The 15,511-nt window shown below is 70.7% G+C and carries 18 protein-coding genes and 1 pseudogene; 14 read left to right on the top strand and 5 right to left on the bottom strand.

Annotated features, from left to right (window positions below; all coding sequences use genetic code 11):
• Nucleotides 1-396 precede the first annotated feature (396 nt).
• The 5 genes from CCN44_RS05120 to CCN44_RS05100 form a co-directional block, all read right to left on the bottom strand.
• A complete protein-coding gene (locus tag CCN44_RS05120; RefSeq protein ID WP_167403939.1) occupies nt 397-1,869 on the bottom strand; it encodes an SCO6880 family protein in 1,473 nt (490 codons plus the stop codon).
• 81 nt (nt 1,870-1,950) lie between these two features.
• Nucleotides 1,951-3,333, bottom strand: a complete 1,383-nt coding sequence (locus CCN44_RS05115) for an SCO6881 family protein (protein WP_086696963.1) — start codon at nt 3,331-3,333, stop codon at nt 1,951-1,953.
• A gap of 36 nt (nt 3,334-3,369) precedes the next feature.
• A complete protein-coding gene (locus CCN44_RS05110; protein WP_033306528.1) occupies nt 3,370-4,062 on the bottom strand; it encodes a hypothetical protein in 693 nt (230 codons plus the stop codon).
• Complete coding sequence (locus tag CCN44_RS05105) at nt 4,062-4,376, bottom strand: DUF6112 family protein (protein ID WP_033306527.1); 315 nt, start codon at nt 4,374-4,376, stop codon at nt 4,062-4,064. Before CCN44_RS05105 ends, CCN44_RS05110 begins: the two co-directional genes overlap by 1 nt.
• Nucleotides 4,377-4,515: 139 nt before the next feature.
• On the bottom strand, nt 4,516-5,646 hold the full coding sequence (locus tag CCN44_RS05100) for a C40 family peptidase (protein ID WP_033306526.1): 1,131 nt from the start codon (nt 5,644-5,646) through the stop codon (nt 4,516-4,518).
• A gap of 513 nt (nt 5,647-6,159) precedes the next feature.
• Here CCN44_RS05100 and CCN44_RS05095 point away from each other — a divergent pair.
• From CCN44_RS05095 to CCN44_RS44925, 14 genes and pseudogenes are all read left to right on the top strand, one after another.
• Nucleotides 6,160-6,915 (top strand): DNA-methyltransferase, encoded by a 756-nt coding sequence (locus CCN44_RS05095; RefSeq protein WP_033306525.1) that lies wholly within the window; start codon nt 6,160-6,162, stop codon nt 6,913-6,915.
• A gap of 156 nt (nt 6,916-7,071) precedes the next feature.
• Entirely contained in the window at nt 7,072-8,025 is a 954-nt protein-coding gene (locus CCN44_RS05090) for an IS481 family transposase (RefSeq protein WP_033306524.1), read from the top strand.
• A 201-nt stretch (nt 8,026-8,226) separates the two neighbouring features.
• Nucleotides 8,227-8,778: a DUF4913 domain-containing protein gene (locus CCN44_RS05085; protein ID WP_033306523.1), complete on the top strand. Its 552-nt coding sequence runs from the start codon at nt 8,227-8,229 to the stop codon at nt 8,776-8,778.
• Nucleotides 8,775-9,260: a hypothetical protein gene (locus CCN44_RS05080; RefSeq protein ID WP_086696961.1), complete on the top strand. Its 486-nt coding sequence runs from the start codon at nt 8,775-8,777 to the stop codon at nt 9,258-9,260. The genes CCN44_RS05085 and CCN44_RS05080 overlap by 4 nt, the downstream gene beginning before the upstream one ends.
• Nucleotides 9,261-9,278: 18 nt before the next feature.
• A complete protein-coding gene (locus tag CCN44_RS05075) occupies nt 9,279-9,977 on the top strand; it encodes a helix-turn-helix domain-containing protein (protein WP_033306521.1) in 699 nt (232 codons plus the stop codon).
• Between the two features lie 17 nt (nt 9,978-9,994).
• A pseudogene (locus tag CCN44_RS05070) lies at nt 9,995-10,737 on the top strand (hypothetical protein).
• Between the two features lie 182 nt (nt 10,738-10,919).
• Complete coding sequence (locus tag CCN44_RS05065; RefSeq protein ID WP_033306519.1) at nt 10,920-11,243, top strand: SH3 domain-containing protein; 324 nt, start codon at nt 10,920-10,922, stop codon at nt 11,241-11,243.
• Between the two features lie 99 nt (nt 11,244-11,342).
• On the top strand, nt 11,343-11,825 hold the full coding sequence (locus tag CCN44_RS05060; RefSeq protein WP_033306518.1) for a hypothetical protein: 483 nt from the start codon (nt 11,343-11,345) through the stop codon (nt 11,823-11,825).
• Complete coding sequence (locus tag CCN44_RS05055) at nt 11,822-12,268, top strand: hypothetical protein (protein ID WP_033306517.1); 447 nt, start codon at nt 11,822-11,824, stop codon at nt 12,266-12,268. The genes CCN44_RS05060 and CCN44_RS05055 overlap by 4 nt, the downstream gene beginning before the upstream one ends.
• A 10-nt stretch (nt 12,269-12,278) precedes the next feature.
• Nucleotides 12,279-12,692, top strand: a complete 414-nt coding sequence (locus CCN44_RS05050; protein ID WP_033306516.1) for a hypothetical protein — start codon at nt 12,279-12,281, stop codon at nt 12,690-12,692.
• Between the two features lie 42 nt (nt 12,693-12,734).
• Nucleotides 12,735-13,577, top strand: coding sequence for a winged helix-turn-helix transcriptional regulator (locus CCN44_RS05045; RefSeq protein WP_033306515.1), 843 nt, complete (start codon nt 12,735-12,737; stop codon nt 13,575-13,577).
• Nucleotides 13,574-14,092, top strand: coding sequence for a hypothetical protein (locus tag CCN44_RS05040; protein WP_033306514.1), 519 nt, complete (start codon nt 13,574-13,576; stop codon nt 14,090-14,092). The genes CCN44_RS05045 and CCN44_RS05040 overlap by 4 nt, the downstream gene beginning before the upstream one ends.
• Complete coding sequence (locus tag CCN44_RS05035; protein ID WP_033306513.1) at nt 14,089-15,324, top strand: MFS transporter; 1,236 nt, start codon at nt 14,089-14,091, stop codon at nt 15,322-15,324. Before CCN44_RS05040 ends, CCN44_RS05035 begins: the two co-directional genes overlap by 4 nt.
• A 31-nt stretch (nt 15,325-15,355) precedes the next feature.
• Nucleotides 15,356-15,499 (top strand): hypothetical protein, encoded by a 144-nt coding sequence (locus CCN44_RS44925; protein WP_167345869.1) that lies wholly within the window; start codon nt 15,356-15,358, stop codon nt 15,497-15,499.
• The last annotated feature ends 12 nt before the right edge of the window (nt 15,500-15,511 follow it).

The following is a 15,511-nucleotide window of genomic DNA, read 5'->3' as shown; positions in this document are numbered from 1 at the left end:
GGGCAATGGGGGTCCTTGCCGCCGGGGAGGCGGGGGCAGCGTCGTCGAGGTTGGCGGCGTTGACGACGAAGCGCGTCGGGGCCTGGCCTTCGTGCCGCTCGCGTCCGGCGAAGGTGAGCGTGAACGCGCGGGGAGTCGGCGGGCCTACGAGGTCGGCGAGGCGTTCGAGCACCGTGTCGAACCGGTCGCTGGCCTCAAGGGCGGTATTGATCCTGGCCTCGTCGTAGTCGGCGTACTTCCCCTCGGTGACGTTGCCGGCGCTGTCGCGGTACTGATCGAGGGTGGCGCGGTGGCGGGCGGCCAGTTCCTGGCAGGAGGTGAGCAGGGCGCGCAGTTCGCGTCTCAGTTCGTCGTCGTTGATGGATGTCAGCGCATGTCCCGGAGTCTGGAAGGGCGTTACAGAGCGGTGCGGGCGAGGGGCAGGGCGGCGAGGGTGAAGGCCGTCGGCTGCTGGTAGTTGAGGCGGCGCAGGTCGACGCCGGCGGTGACGGCGGCGGTCTCGATCTGCGCGCAGGCCGCGTCGAGGAGGGCATCGGTGTCGGCGGTGACGGTGACCAGGCCGGTCAGGGCGACGTCGGCGTGCCCGGCGATGAGCTGGCGCTCGCGTTGTTTGACGTCGGCGTACTCGACGGAGTCTTCCTCGCTGTCGACTTGGCCGCGGCGGGCGCGTTCGTTGGCGTCGGCGATGATCGCCGCCTTCTTGCGCTGGACGTCCCGCAGCGCGGACTCGAGCGCTTGCGGCACGTAGATAAGGGAGAGGCTGCGGCGGATGCCGGCGGTGAACATGATCTGGTGCAGGAACCCGGCCCCCATCTCGGTCCGCGGCCAGTTCTCCACCCAGTACGTGGCGTGGCGGGCGGTGTCGGTGGCGAGCCGGTCGTACTCCTCGACCTGGACGACGGGCCCGGCGGCTGCCGGGTCCGCCTCGGCGTGGCCGGTGTCGGACCACTGCTGGAGCGCGGCGAGGGCCTTCGGATCGTAGGCGGTGCGGATCACGGCGGCGATCTCCCGGGCGCTCAGCCACCCGGTGACCAGCAGTCCGGCGTTGCGGGCGGCCTGGGCGATGGAGGCGGTGGTCTGCTCCATGACGGTGAACGCGCCCGGCAGCCCTCCACCGGCCTGCGAGATCAGTCGTCTGGCGGCCTTGAGATCGAGAGAGATGGCGAGGTACGTCTCGTGCGGGGCGGCGGCCGGGCCGGCGGAGGCGACCAGTTCGGAGTAGATCTGCCCGGCGACCGGGGTCTGGGGCTGGCCGTGCTGGGCCCAGTGGCGGACGAGGGTGTCGCCGGAGTCGGGGACCGTGCGCTCCAGGACCTGCACGGTGGCGACGTGCCCGGTGCGGGCGATGCCCGCCAGCGCACGCCCCCAGCCGTTCACGTTGTAGTTCTGCGTCGCGGCGTCCAGCAGGGCGAAGGCTCGGGATGTGACGCGGGCGACGGCGGTCAGGGTCTGGCGGTGCGGATCGTAAACCGCGGCTGCCCCGTTGGCGGAGTCGCCGGGGGTGACCACCTTGAGCGAGGCGGCGGTGCCGGGCAGGTGAAGGATGCCGTCCTGCCGGGGACGGGTGACGGGCCGGGCGAGCCAGAGCATCTGGCCGGTGCGGCGGCGCTGCGCGTAGCGGGCGACGATCGGCGCCCAGTCGATCAAGGAGCGGCCGTGTCGGCGGATGGCGACGAGCGCCCCCGACGCAGCCCACAGCGGGGCCAGGGCGACGGCGCCGAGCAGTCCGGTGGAGATCACCGTGATCAGCAGCAGCGCCAACGTGCACGACACGAGGACGAGTTGGGGCAAGGAGAGGCCGAGGAGGATGCCGCGGCGGGACCGGTGCGGGAACTTCACCGCGACCGGGGCGACGGAGAGATCAGTCAAGGGGCGGGTCCTGGAGGCGCGGGTGGAACCCAGGGGTGGGAGGTGGCGTGCACATCCCACCCCCGGGAGTCGGGCAGGGGATCAGAGGCCGGTCGGTGGCGGCGGCGGTGAGGCCGACCCGCTGGACGTGGCGTTCTGTGAGCCGGGGGACGGGGGTGCGCCCTGCGGCGGCGGAGTCGTGGTCGGCGCCGTGGACTGCCATCCGCCGCCCTGGCCGGACGCGGCGCTTGCGCCGGATCCGCCCGGACCCGGGCTGCCGCCCACCTGGCCGGTGGTGTCGTCCGACACGCTCGTCGGCCCGGGCTGGACGGCCTTCTCCAGACCGGACTTGACGGCATCGCCACCGGGCGAGACGCCCGTTCCGCCGTCGCCCTGCGATCCTTCCCTGCCGTCTGCGCCTCCACCGGTCGGGTTGGCGGCGACGTCGCCGGGGAAACCGCCCCCGCCAGCGGCGTCGGGCCCCTGTGGTGCGGTGCCTGCTCCGGCTGCAGCGCCACCGGTTCCTGCGGTGGCCGCAGCTGCGGTGGCCTTGCGGGCGGCCTTCTCGGCGTGGGCCTTGGCGATCTGGGCTCCAGCGCCACCGGCCCGGTGGATGGACTCTCCGTCGGTGCCGTCGGCCGCCCAGTGCACGAACTTGAAGACGGCGTACGGGCACAGCAGGACCAGGATCATGATCACGATGCCGGACATGACGTCGGCCAGAGCGGCGATGCCGTCCTTGGCCTCGGTCTTGCCCATGGCAGCGATACCGAGTACGAAGATCACGGTCATCAGGAGCTTGGAGACCACGAGGGTGGCGGTGGCTTCGATCCAGCCTTTGCGCCAGCGGCGTGCGACCTCCCAGCCGCCGCCGGCACTTGCGAAGATCGCCAGGGTGACCATGACGAGGATGCCGACCTTGCGGACCATCATCACGCACCAGTAGAGGAAGGCGCCGATGGCGGCGCCGAGACCGGCGACGACCGCGACGAGCCAGCCCAGTCCGGACAGGCCGGCGATCTGGTTCACCTTCACGATGCGGCGAACCGCCGACGCGATGTCCAGCTTCGCGGCCTTGAACAGGCCGTCGGAGACGGCGTCGACCACCTCGACGGCAACCGTGGTCAGGGCGATGGCGCAGAAGGCGAACAGAACGCCCGACATGGTGCCGGTGAATGCCTGTGTGAGGGCTTGTCCGTCGCGTCTGACCGCGGCCCGCACCAGCTGCGCGCAGAACGTCGCGACCAGCAGGACCAGGCCCAGCGGCAAGAGCATCTCGTAGTTGTCGCGGAACCAGCCGGCGTTCAGGTCGACCTTCGTGGTGGTGTTGACCGCTTCGGCCGCCAGATCGGCAGCGGCGGCTGCCAGTTCACCTGCCGACTTCGCCATCCAGTCGCCGATGGCCTTGCCGGGGTCCGAGGCGAAATCCACCGCGTCACCGACGGCACACAGCTTGTCTGCCAGGGGAATATCACAGAAACCCACGGGGAGTTACTCCTCCATTCTTATGTCAGGCGCGGGTCACTGCGTGACGCTCGGAGCGATGGCGGCCAAGGTGCAGTCGTGATTCGGGCGGCACTGCACGGCGAGGGTCACGGCGCGTTCCTCGGCTCCGCCGCCGCCCTTCCTCCAGGCGATCTGCTGCTTGCCGTTGACGGTGACGACGTAGATGTATGCCTGGGTGATCGCGGACGGGTCGTCGGCCAGGGCCGCCTTGAACGCGGAGGGGTAGTGGCCCTCGGTGACCGTGCCGGTGGCGTGCTGGTCCTGGTCGGCCATCCGTGACCACGGCACCGGATCGGGCACCTGGCCGGAGACCGAGGCCCAGTCGGCGTACTTGGTCTCGGTGGTCATCCAGGCGCGCATGCCGGCGAGTTGCTGGTCGCGGCTGGTGTCGCGGGTGTCGTAGGACCACAGCATCTGGGCCGCCGCCTTGGCGTAGGCGACCGGCTCGGCGATCTGCGGAGGCTTGGGCACCGACCCGGATCCGGAGGAAGGCTTCGGGGCGGCCTCTGAGGAGGACGGGCTGTCAGCTGGGGCGGGTGCGGCGGTGTCGGGAGCCGGGTGGCCGTTCCCGCCGCCGGTCAGCAGGGCGACGATCCCGGCGATGGCGAGCAGGACGGCGACGACGGAGGCGACGATCGCGATGCGCCGGTTGGCCGACCAGCCTGCGCCGTACGAGGACAGCGAAAAGGAGGAGAATCGCTTCCGCATTAGCGGACCTGCGAGCCGAGGGCCGAGAAGAAGGCGACGATGCCGTTCGCGGCACCCAGACCGAGGGCGGCGCCCGCGGCCACGACCGCGCCTTTCTTGCCGTTGGCCTCGGCCTGGTGACCACCGGTGTGGTGACCCCAGGCCCACACGCCGAGCGAGACGGCGAGGGCGCCGACGACGGCGATGATCCCGAACAGATTGATCGAGTTGACGACGTTCTTCAGCACGCTCAGCCCGGGCAACCCGCCGCCCTTGGGCGAGATTCCTGGGTCGTAGGCGAGCTGGATGACGCGGTCGGAGAGAGGGACGGACATAGGGGTGGCGGGGCTCCTTGCATACGCGGGCCAGGCGAGGGCCCGCGGGAAGGTGGGGAAGCGGAGGGGGAGGTGCGCTCGGGGCGCGGAAGTGGCCGCGGCGGCGGCCCGCCCGGAGCGGTGCCGGGACGGGGCGGCGTCAGAAGACGCGGCGGGCGGCGAGAATCGTCCAGTCCTTGATCGGGGTGATCCGGACAGGCTTCGATGTGCGCGGCGCCTCGATCACGAGGCCCTCGCCCATGTACATGCCGACGTGCTCGGGCTGGGCGGCCGTGCCACGGCTGAAGATCAGGTCACCGGGCTCAAGTTGGGCGGGCGAGACCGCCTTACCCTCGTTGACCTGCGTGTAGGTGGTGCGGGTGAGCGTGACGCCGGCATGCGCGTACGCCTGCTGCATCAGGCTGGAGCAGTCGCAGCGGCCCATGGGGTCGGGGCCGTGCGAGTTGGTGCAGGATCCGCCCCACTGGTAGAGCGTGCCGAGCTGGTGCATCGCCCACTCGATGGCCTTGCGCGCCTTCGGATCGGCGTTCTTGGGAATCGCGTAGCCCTTCGGGACGCTTCCCTCGGGGATGCGGCCGAAGCCGGATCCGTCCTGGCCCGGCGCGCAGCCGGTCGTGCCAGTCGACGGCTGCTCGCCCTGGTCCGCATCCTTGCCGTCCGCGTCGTTGCCGCCGGGGAAGGTCTTGGCGATGGCTTCCTGCAGTGCGGTGGCCAGGTCCTCCCACTGCGCGTACGCGTCCGGCAGGCCGGACTTCTGCACGGCCTGGGCGGCCTGGGTGACAGTCATCTGCTGCCAGCCGCTCACCTTGAGCAAGTGCTTGTAGAACTGCTCGGAGGCGTAGACCGGGTCACGGATCTGCTGGGCACTGCCCCAGCCCTGCGAGGGACGCTGCTGGAACAGGCCGAGGGAATCCCGGTCTCCGTAGTTGAGGTTGCGCAGCCGGCTCTCCTGCATCGCCGTGGCGAGCGCGACGATCTGCCCCTTCTTGGGGACGTCGAGCGAGAGGCCGGCGGCCACGATCGTCTGGGCGTTGGGGACTTGTTCGGCGGGCAGGTCCAGGCCCTCGACGTGGACGTTCTTGCCGGATGCGCCGTCGAGAATCTTGGTGACCTGCTCGGAGACCTTGTCGGTGTTTATGTCGGTCAGGCAGCTGCTGAAGGAGCCGCTGCTCTTCACGGCGTCGGCGGAGGAGGCCAGCATCATGCCGGTGCCGCCGATCAGGATCGGGGAGAGGAAAACGACGCCGATGCCGGCGGCGAGCCACTTCAATCGGAGCGGACCGCACGGGGGCTAGCGGTTTCGGGCATGGGTGGGTAGCGAGACGTCATGAGCGTGTCCTTCGGGGTGCGGTGTCCGGCGTGCCGCGTGCGCGAGGCGTGATTGGAAGGGCGCGGCGGCCGGGGTGGGCGATCAGGACGGGCCTGTGTGGGCGAGTTGCCGCTCGCTCCGCGTGGCCGGGCCGTGAGCTAGGTGTGCCGGGGCAGGGGGTACCTCCGTGAGGTGTGTCGGGGAGTAGCCAGCGGCGGTGTGCGCCGGGCGGTTCAAAAACAGTAGGCGCGAATCGGCGGTTGACCAAAAAGTCGGCGTGAGGTGCCGGAATCCGGCACCTCAGCAGCGCACTTCTTGGTCGTCGGCGCTTTCGCCTCTACAGTTTTTGGACTCCCCCTCGCCCTCCTCGGTCTGCGGCCCTGGGCTTCTGCATGCCCAATTGCGGCCCGCGAGGATTTCTGTGCGAGGCGGTTAGTTCCCTCCGCGATTCCGCACCCGAATAGGGGTTCCTCTTTGCCTTTTTCCCTGCATCAGGGCGACGCCCTCAGTGTTCTCGCCGGCCTTCCGGACGGCTGCGTCGACTCCGTCATCACCGATCCGCCGTACAACTCAGGCGGTAGGACCGCGAAGGAGCGCACCACGCGCTCCGCGAAGCAGAAGTACACCTCCGCCGACGCCCAGCACACCCTGCCGGACTTCACCGGCGAGAACATGGACCAGCGCAGCTACGGGTTCTGGCTGACGCAGATCATGACCGAAGCCCACCGCCTTACGAAGACCGGCGGGACCGCGCTGCTGTTCACCGACTGGCGTCAACTCCCGATCACGACGGACGCGATTCAGGCGGCCGGGTGGCTGTGGCGCGGGGTGCTGGCCTGGCACAAGCCACAGGCACGGCCCCAGAAGGGCCGGTTCACTCAGAACTGTGAATTCATCGTCTGGGCGTCGAAGGGAGCGATCGACGGCTCCCGGAACCCCGTCTATCTGCCCGGCCTGTACTCGGCCTCGCAGCCCTCGGGGGCGAAGCGCCAGCACATCACGCAGAAGCCCGTCGAGGTGATGCGCGAGCTGGTCAAGATCAGCCCCGTGGGCGGCACGGTGCTCGACTTCTGCGCCGGCTCCGGCTCCACGGGCGTCGCCGCTCTGCTGGAAGGCCGAGACTTCATCGGCGTGGAGAAGACCGAGCACTACGCGTCGATCGCGGCCGACCGGCTCACCGAAACGATCCGCGAGACCCTCACGCAAGACGACGTGATTCTCACCGCCTGAGCCGCGAGCGCGACTCCCGCCAAGGCGACCGGCGCCCTAGTTGTTCTGCCCACGGAGGTTGGTGACAGCGATCACTGCCGTGTGATCTTGAAATGGGTGAGGGCCTTCTGGCCTGGTGTGGATTGCGACATCTGCACCAGCAACAGAAAGGCCCTCGTGCCCCACCGTAATGCACCCCTGACCGAGACCGGCCGCCTGCGCCTGGCCCGCTGCGTCGTAGACGACAACTGGAGCCTGCGACGGGCCGCAGAACGCTTCCAGGTCTCGCCGACCACGGCCCAGCGGTGGGTCGACCGTTACCGTCGGCTCGGCGAGGCCGGCATGGCCGACCGCTCCAGCCGTCCGCGCACCAGCCCGCGCCGCACCCCGACCCGCACCGAGCGCCGGATCATCAAGGTCCGCATCCTGCGCCGGTGGGGACCGGCCCGCATCGCGCACCTGCTGCACCTGGTGCCCTCGACGGTGCACCGCGTCCTGGCCCGCTACGGCCTGGCCCGCCTTGCCCACCTGGACCGGGCCACCGGCCGTGTCATACGCCGCTACGAACGCGACCGGCCCGGCGAACTGGTCCATGTCGACATCAAGAAGCTCGGCAACATCCCCGACGGCGGCGGCCACAAAGTCCTCGGCCGGGCCGCAGGCCGCAAGAACCGCACGAACGCCGGCTACAGCTACCTGCACACCGCCGTCGACGACCACTCCCGCCTGGCCTACAGCGAGATCCACGCAGACGAGAAGAAGGAGACCGCCACCGCCTTCTGGACCCGCGCCCACGCCTTCTTCATCCAGGCCGGCATCACCGTGGAACGGGTACTGACCGACAACGGCTCCTGCTACCGCTCCCGCAACTGGCGCGACCTGCTGGCAGCGGCCGGGATCACCCACAAACGAACCCGGCCCTACCGGCCACAGACGAACGGCAAGGTCGAACGCTTCAACCGCACCCTGCTGGACGAGTGGGCCTACGCCCGCCCCTACCGGTCCGAGGCCGAACGACGCCAGGCATTCGACGAGTGGCTGCACACCTACAATCACCACCGCGGACACACCGCGCTGAAAGGCCAGCCACCCGCCAGCCGCGTCCCCAACCTCACAGGGCAATACACCTAGTCGGCAATCCGACGAAGCGGACTTGTAGCTCGTGGGCCGGTCCGCGCGTCGCCGCTTCCGTCTTCCTCACATTCCACGTCTCGTAGGAGGCCCAAGCTATTCATGTCCGAATCCATAAAACCTCCTGACGAGGGGGAGTTGGAGCCGGTTCGTATTCCCGATCCGCAGCTGGAAGGAATCGAGGCGAGCGTCCGACGGCTCATGGAGCAGTCGGCGCAACAGGCGCAGCAAATCGACCACCTGGCGTCCGCCCCAGCACCGAGCGGATCGCCGTTCGCCGCGTTCGGCATGCCAGGGCTCGGCGGGCCGCCTGCCGCAGCTCCGCCGGAGCCCCGCCCGATCCTGGAACTCGACGGGGAGGAACGCGAAGACGAACTCGATGCCTTGTCGGACTGGGTCGACGACTTCTTCCTCCCGGTGTACGGGGCGGAGGTCACGACCGCGGCGCCCTGGTGTCTGCAGTGGCAGGAGCACGACGACGTCGTGGCTTGGCTTCACTCTCTTTGGCTGGCGTACCAGCAGCACAAGGACCCCGAAGCCGGATTGAGCGGCCTGTTCGTGTGGCACCGGGACTTCCTCACCCACGCGGTGGCGGCGATCCGCGCACCGGGCGGGCCGCTGTCGGCCTGCATGACCTCTCCCGACCGGCCCGCGCACCGTCTTCTGCCCGGCCCGCCGCCGTCCGTGCGCACGGAGACAGCGTCCATGGCGGAAGCCGCCGGGACACCCGAGCCGGACGAGCCGACGTCATGACCGCGGGACAGGGACAGCCCGCCTTCGGACTGAGCTTCGACCCCCGCGCGCTGACCGATCTCCTCCAAGCCCCCAGCGATATCCGCGACCTCACCCTCGCCTACCTCCAGGAAGTCGTGAACGCGCAGCGCTTCGGGCTACGCCTCGACGGTGACCTGGAGGGCTACCGCAAGCTGTTCGTGGACTCGCGCAAGGACTGGCGCGTCGTCTACGGCGTCCGCCCGGCGCCCGCAGAGTCCGCACACCCGAAGGAGATCCACGTCGTCGCCATCCGGCCGCGTGCGGGCAACGACGTCTACGACGAGGTCGGCCGCCGCCTGGGGATGACCCGCCGGCCGCTGAGCGCCCGCACCCACGCGGCACGCACCCGCTCCCCGCAGCTGACCACCCGCGGCCCCGCGCCCCGGCCCGGTCCACCGCCCACCGCACTGCCGGGTCTGCCCCGTCCCGCACAGAACCCCGCGCACCATCACACCCGCTGAACGCACGGAGCCTCGCCTATGCCCCCTGCACCCGCGCCGACACTAGCCCGGCGTGCGGTCTCCCCGCTCGACCACCGCATCGAAGCCGTCACCGGCCACGACATCGACACCCTGTGGGTCTACCGCGACCGCGGCATCCTCGACGAGCCACACGCCCACCTGGTCGACCGGCACCGTGAGCTGGCCAAGTCCCAGACCGGCGTCACCTTCTACCTACGCCTCCTCAACCGCCTGTCCAGCGGCGAGTTCGACGTCGATGACGCCCTGTTCACGCGCATCGACCGCACCGTGGACCAGCTGGAGGGGGCCACCGACGCGCGCGACGCCGCTGCCCGGAAGGTGCTCGCCGCCCTGGAGCCCATTGAGGCCGCTGCAGCGGCCTGCGCGCCCGACGCGAAGCCACTCGCGACCGACGACCAGGCGGCGCTGCTCGCCATCGCTGGCGGCGCCAAGCTCTACGAACACCTGCTGACCGGCCGGATGTCCGTCACCGCTGCCTCCGGCACCCGCATCCCTCACGCCAAGCTGCAGCGGCTGGAGGACGCCGGCCTGGTCGTCCGGGATACCGACCGCCCCGTGCACGCCGGCCAGCCGGTCTCGCTCACCGACGCCGGACGTACCGCGCTGTTCGCCGCCCGACGGACGCCCACGACCCAGGCGCCGAAGGTCCCGGCTCGACCCGGCACATCGCCGTCCACCCCGGCGCAGCGGCACTGAACTCCATCGAAAGGCCCTTGTTGGCTCCTACCGAACCGGCCCCGGCTCGGAAGTCCATCCCCCAAGTCGACTTCGCATTGGACGACTTCGATGCCGACGAGGAGACGTACCTCGACTTCTACCGCCAGGTCGCCGTCCGAGAGGACATGCTCGTCCCCCTCGCCGAACACCACACCCCCAACGGCGCGCACAGCTACTACGTCCTCTTCGACCGCACCGCCACTTACGGGCACCCAGGCATGCCGCACTACGTCGCCGTCCACCTGAAGCGGGACCGGGAGAAGGAGACGTTCGACTTCGAGCAGGCCCTGCTGCCGCTGCCCGCGATGGCGCAGTCCTGGCTCATCCACCGCGGCTGCCCGCATGATGCCATCGCCCCGAGCTGGGCCCACCGCCGGCGGACGAGGCGACTCGCGCGCTGGAGCGACGCCTCGCGGGCGACGGCGACCACTACGCCATGGGCTACTCCTACACCTGCGACGACCCGGACGACATGGTCACCGTCGTGGCCCTGCGCGCCCTGGACGAGCGAGCCCCCAGCCCGTTCCGCGTCGTGGTCGAGGAGGTCGACACCCACGCGTGGACGCACACCTTGCGCGAGGGTGGCTTCGACACGGTGGGCGAGGCCCTGCAGTGGTGCGACGACCGGCTTACCGGCGAGGCCGGTCCTCTCCCACCGGTCCGCCCGGCAGCCGCAGCCAGCCGCCCGGCCGGTGTGCCGAAGGCCCCTGTTCCGCGCCCGCCCGGCCGCTCGCGCTGAGCGCCAAGGCCGACGCGGGCGGCGAAACATAGCCGACGATCGCCGGTTAGCCAAACCGGCGATTCTCCGGACTCTTATACAGCCGCCGGGACAACTCCCGCGGCGCCATCCCCATGCAATCCCTATGCCTTCACGGAGGTTTCTTCCGCATGCGCTCCACCCGAATTGCCATATCCGCGGCGATGCTCGGAACACTCGCTCTTCCGATGCTGTCCACCACGCCCGCGACTGCGGCCCCCGCCGCTGCCGCCTCGACGGCCACGAGCATTGGTACGCCCTGCCCGGACCTCCCGCCGCTGCCGTACAAGGTCCACGCGTCGGCTGTGACCATCCGGTCCAAGGCGACCACGAAGTCCACCGCGGTCGGAGTGCTCTACAAGAGCCACAAGTTCACCGTGCACAAGAAGAGCGGCAACTGGCTCTACATCACAGACAAGTCGACCGGCGTCAAGGGCTGGGTCTCCGGCACGTACGTCTACCGCGACACCCGTATGTGCCTGGACTGACAGGGATTCAGCAGGTGGCCGTAAGCGACTGAGCCGCCGGGTACGGCCGCCCCTCACATTCCCCCAGGCATCGGCCTTTCCAGAACAGGAGTTTTCCTTTTGCCCGACGGCATATCCGATGACGCTGAGGATGTCGTGGGCGTCCTCACCGAACGGATCGAAGCGCGCTTCGCCATGGACATGGACCAGCTGAAGGCCGCGGTGGCCGCCGCGCCGACCGCGAACCCTGACGCCACCGACGTCGTCAAGTGGCACGGCCTTCTCGTCGAGGCCCAGTCCGTGCTCAACAGCGCGGAGGACGACCTTCTCGCCGCGCTGGAAACCCAACCCAGCGAGGTCGACGACCCGACGATGGGCCTCGCCCACCGCGTGAACGCGGCCGTCACCGCACGCGACGGCCGGGCCATGGTCGTACGGTGGCTCCTCGACCCGGACGCTCCGGGCAAGAAGGACCTCGCCGCCGAACGGCTCGCCCGCCTTCGCCCCCGAACCGGGCCGGCGGTGCAGACAAGCGCGCCCCACCGCCCCGTGGGTACACCCGCGCCGGCGTCGGCGTGGCGGGCGGGAAGGCCCGCCCGATGAGCCCGGTCAAGGCCAGCACCATGGACGGCGACCTGCAGAAAGTCTTCGGGAACCCGATTCCCGAGCTGTACGAGGCGGCTGTCGGCCACGATGCCTCGCCCGCCCTCGCCCGTGCCCTGGAACTGCGCTCCTTCCTGGCTCTGACCGAGGAGCAGGTCGCCCGCGTCCGCGACCGAGTTCACGCGGACATGGATCCGGACCGCGACATGGGCGACCTGTCGGCGGACAAGCTCCGCTTCGACGCGCAGTGGCTGGAGGCGGCGCTCGACGCTCGCGACGGCTACCGCGCCGCCCTCGATGAGCTGCTGCGCACCATGCCCCCGCCCGAACAGCGGGCTCGTCCCGTCCGCACGGCACAACTCAGGGCCGCCACCGCATCCCTGCCCCCGTCCGCCGCCCCGGCACCCCAGCGTGCCGGGGCGGCCCGGGCCCGCCGACCGTGAAAGCCCCCGCTTGTCCCACCTCACGTCCACCGAGATAGCCGGACGGATCGAGGACCTGTACGGCGCACCGCTCGCCGACCTCGAGGCCCACGCCCAGGACCAGCCGCCCGGCATGCTCTCCGCCCTGCTCGGCATGCACGACGACCTCGCCAATGCCGAGCGCAGCATCGACTTCCACCGCGACCACCTCGCCCGGCTCATCCACCCCGAGCGGCAGATCGGCCGCCACGAGGTCTCCCACCTTCTCGACGGCTCCCGCCGGCTCGCCGAGGCAGTCGCAGTCCGCGACGTCCAGGCCAAGTCGGTCTTGGCCGTTCTGCAGAGCCTGGACCGCGTCCCGGCCTCAGCGCCGTCCCCGCCGACTCCCTCGCCGCCCGTTCCGGCTCCGCCTCTTCCGGCCCAGAGCACGGCGCACAGCCGCTGACCCGCAGGCGATCCCCCCTTCATTCACCCAGGAGTTCCTCCCTTGGCCATCACCGCTCTGCCTCCCGACACCGACGCCGACATCGCCCGGGTCACCGAGGCCCTCGCCATGATCACTCCCCGCTGGAACGTGAGGATCCTGCTGGCACTCTCCGGCCCGCCACAGCGTTACAGCGAGCTGGCGGTCAAGGTGTCCTGGCTGCAGAACGGCCAGCTCCACCCCAAGCTCAAGTCTCTGTGCGACGCCGGTCTTGTCGAGCGCACCGAACACACCGCACGGCACGTGACCTACGGCCACACCGAGCGTGGTGCCGCCCTGCTGCCGGTCCTGCCGATGATCGTCACCTGGGCCGAGGAGCATCTGGAGAAGGCGGACCGCCCGCTGCCCGCGATCGAGCAGATCGAGGACAGCCTCACCCTGCTCACCCGGCGGCACGCCGCCGCCATCCTGTGGGTGCTGAAGTCCCGCGAGGAGGTCAGCGGGCGGGCCCTGGCCCGGATCGTGATGCCCAGCAGCGACTGGACCAACGTGTACCCGCCGCTGCGGCAGCTCGTCGCCGACGGCCTGGTCGACACCGAGGGCATCGGCCGGCCCTACCGGCTGTCCGCGGCGGGCGACGGCCTGGGCCCCGTTCTCGGCGCCCTGTCCGCGTGGTCCGCCGGGCAGCCGCTCAACCAGGCGCGCCAACACCCAGTCTGGGGGCACCCGCAGGCGAAGCCCGCGCCGAGGCCGTGGATAAGCAGCCAGTCCCGGCCAGCCCCCGCAACCCTCCCGCAGGCCCGGACGGGTGAGTCCTCTCCGGCGTGGCACAACCGCGATCTCTTCTCCCATGCCATGACCGCCCGCCCGAAGGCGGCCGTCCAGGCGGGAGGTCCGCGCCGATGACCACCCTCTTCACCCCTGCCGAAGTACGCAACGCGGTCGAGCTGCTGGCGTCGCGCTCCTTGATCCGCCTGGTCACCGAGATCGACGACAACGGGGCGATACCGCCACGCCGACTGGCCGCCACCCTCCCCGACCTCTCCTCGGACCAACTGCGCCGCGCTGCTGAAGCGGCCCGCGCCCACGGTCTCGTCCGGACCGCACCCGGCGCCGGACTTGAACTCACCGAGTCGGGCTCGGAGTTGGCCGACCTGTACGACGCGGCTGCGCGCTGGGGCCGACGCCACGCCTACCCGGGACCGGTCTGCGAGTTCAGCAGTCGCATCCGCCACGTCCTCGACCTCCTGGCGCCCTCGCTCGCGGCCGAGCGCGCCGACGGCCTCCCGCGGCCGTCCGCCGCGCGGCTGCCCAGCGACGAGGCCGAGGCGGACCTTGCCCGTCCTTGCGCTCTCCTGATCCAGTGGCTGTCCGGCAACCCCCAGGTCACCCGGGTGTCCGAGCCCGAGCCGGTCGCGTGAGCGCAGCAGTTGCACCCCGGCATGCCCGCCACGCCGCCGGGCTGATGCGCAGCATCTACCTGCCGCGCACGGCGGACGCTCTCGCGTTCGCGATGTCCACCTACGGCATTCCGCTGTTGGTCCTCGCCACCACGCGCTCCGCCGCGCTGACGGGCGCCGCGTTCGCCCTGGAATGGATCCCGAGGCTGGCGGCCTTCGGATGGGCCGGATCGATCGTCGACCGGCGCGGGGCGGCCGTCGTCTTCCACCTCGCCTCTCTGGGACGCGCGCTGGCCCTCGCCACAGGCGCGGTCCTGCTCCACCTCCACCCGTCCGGCACCGTGGCGAGCGCAACGGTGATGGTGCTTGCCGCCACGACCGGCGTGCTCACGGAGTTCAGTTACATCGCGGCCGAGACGGCGGGCGCCGCCGCCAGCCGCCGAGCAGGAAATCGGGCCCATCGCGTCCAGGCCGTCCTGCTCGGCATCGACCAGACCGCGACCCTGGCCGGCCCAGCCCTCGCAGGGATACTCCTGATCGCCGGTCCGCCGCCGATGCTCGCGGTGATCACCGTGCTCTCGCTTCTCGCCGCGCTGCTCGCCCTACGCACACCCCCCTCACCCGTCGCCCCGGCCCGCGCGCCGAAGGGGCAATCCGGTGCGGGACTCCTCACCGGGTGGCGCACCATCCGCTCTCTTCCCCCGCTCGGCTGGCTCGTGACCGGGCTGACCCTGTCCAACCTGGCCATCGGGCTTCTCCAAGCGGCCGGCCCGGTGATCGTTGTCAAGCACTTCGGGCAGTCCACCACTGCCGTCGGCCTGGTCTGGTCCGCCGCCGCTGGCGCGACGCTCGTCAGCGTCACGCTCTGCCGGTTCGCGCTCGACCGCCTGGGCCTGTGGCCGGTCGGCGCCGCCTGCGCCGCCCTCGCCTCGCTCGCCTGCCTAGCCGCCGCTCAGGCCCCCGACTACCTGTCCTACCTGGTCCTGGTCGCGGTCCTCATGGCGGCCGAAGGCGGCATGACGGTCGTCCTGCGCACCCTGCGCTCCCGCCTGATCCCCCCGGACCGGTTCGGCAGCACCCTGTCGGCGACCATCCTCATCCTCCTGCTGCCCTTCCCCGTCGCCGGCGTACTCACCGCGCTCACCCCGCCCGGCGCGCTGGGCCACGCAATGACCGTCTGCGCCGGCCTGCAGGCCATCGGCCTGTTGTGCGCCTTCGCCCGCCTGCGCACCGATCCCGCCCTGCGCATCTGACGCTGTCGCGTCCCAGCCTGTGGAGAACCTCATGCCCACCACCATCCTCGGGACGAACCGCGCGAGCGGTCGCACCATCACCGAGCAGTTCACCGCCCTCTACGCCCGCCGCCTGATCGACGACCACCCCCACTGGGCCGGCGTGTTCGAGCTGCGCCGCCGCCGAGCCGCCTGAGACGCCGGTCTC

It is taken from the genome of Streptomyces tricolor (assembly GCF_002155905.1).
In the GTDB taxonomy this organism is placed as follows: Bacteria; Actinomycetota; Actinomycetes; order Streptomycetales; family Streptomycetaceae; genus Streptomyces; species Streptomyces tricolor.
This window is presented reverse-complemented; position numbering and strand designations above follow the sequence as displayed.

Bases quoted from the DNA above. Each gene is read 5' to 3' on its own strand.
- CCN44_RS05055 (WP_033306517.1), top strand. From the start codon at position 11,822: ATGAGCCCGGTCAAGGCCAGCACCATGGACGGCGACCTGCAGAAAGTC.
- CCN44_RS05065 (WP_033306519.1), top strand. From the start codon at position 10,920: ATGCTCGGAACACTCGCTCTTCCGATGCTGTCCACCACGCCCGCGACT.
- CCN44_RS05080 (WP_086696961.1), top strand. From the start codon at position 8,775: ATGACCGCGGGACAGGGACAGCCCGCCTTCGGACTGAGCTTCGACCCC.
- CCN44_RS05105 (WP_033306527.1), bottom strand. From the start codon at position 4,376: ATGTCCGTCCCTCTCTCCGACCGCGTCATCCAGCTCGCCTACGACCCA.
- CCN44_RS05040 (WP_033306514.1), top strand. From the start codon at position 13,574: ATGACCACCCTCTTCACCCCTGCCGAAGTACGCAACGCGGTCGAGCTG.
- CCN44_RS05075 (WP_033306521.1), top strand. From the start codon at position 9,279: ATGCCCCCTGCACCCGCGCCGACACTAGCCCGGCGTGCGGTCTCCCCG.
- CCN44_RS44925 (WP_167345869.1), top strand. From the start codon at position 15,356: ATGCCCACCACCATCCTCGGGACGAACCGCGCGAGCGGTCGCACCATC.
- CCN44_RS05110 (WP_033306528.1), bottom strand. From the start codon at position 4,062: ATGCGGAAGCGATTCTCCTCCTTTTCGCTGTCCTCGTACGGCGCAGGC.
- CCN44_RS05085 (WP_033306523.1), top strand. From the start codon at position 8,227: ATGGAGCAGTCGGCGCAACAGGCGCAGCAAATCGACCACCTGGCGTCC.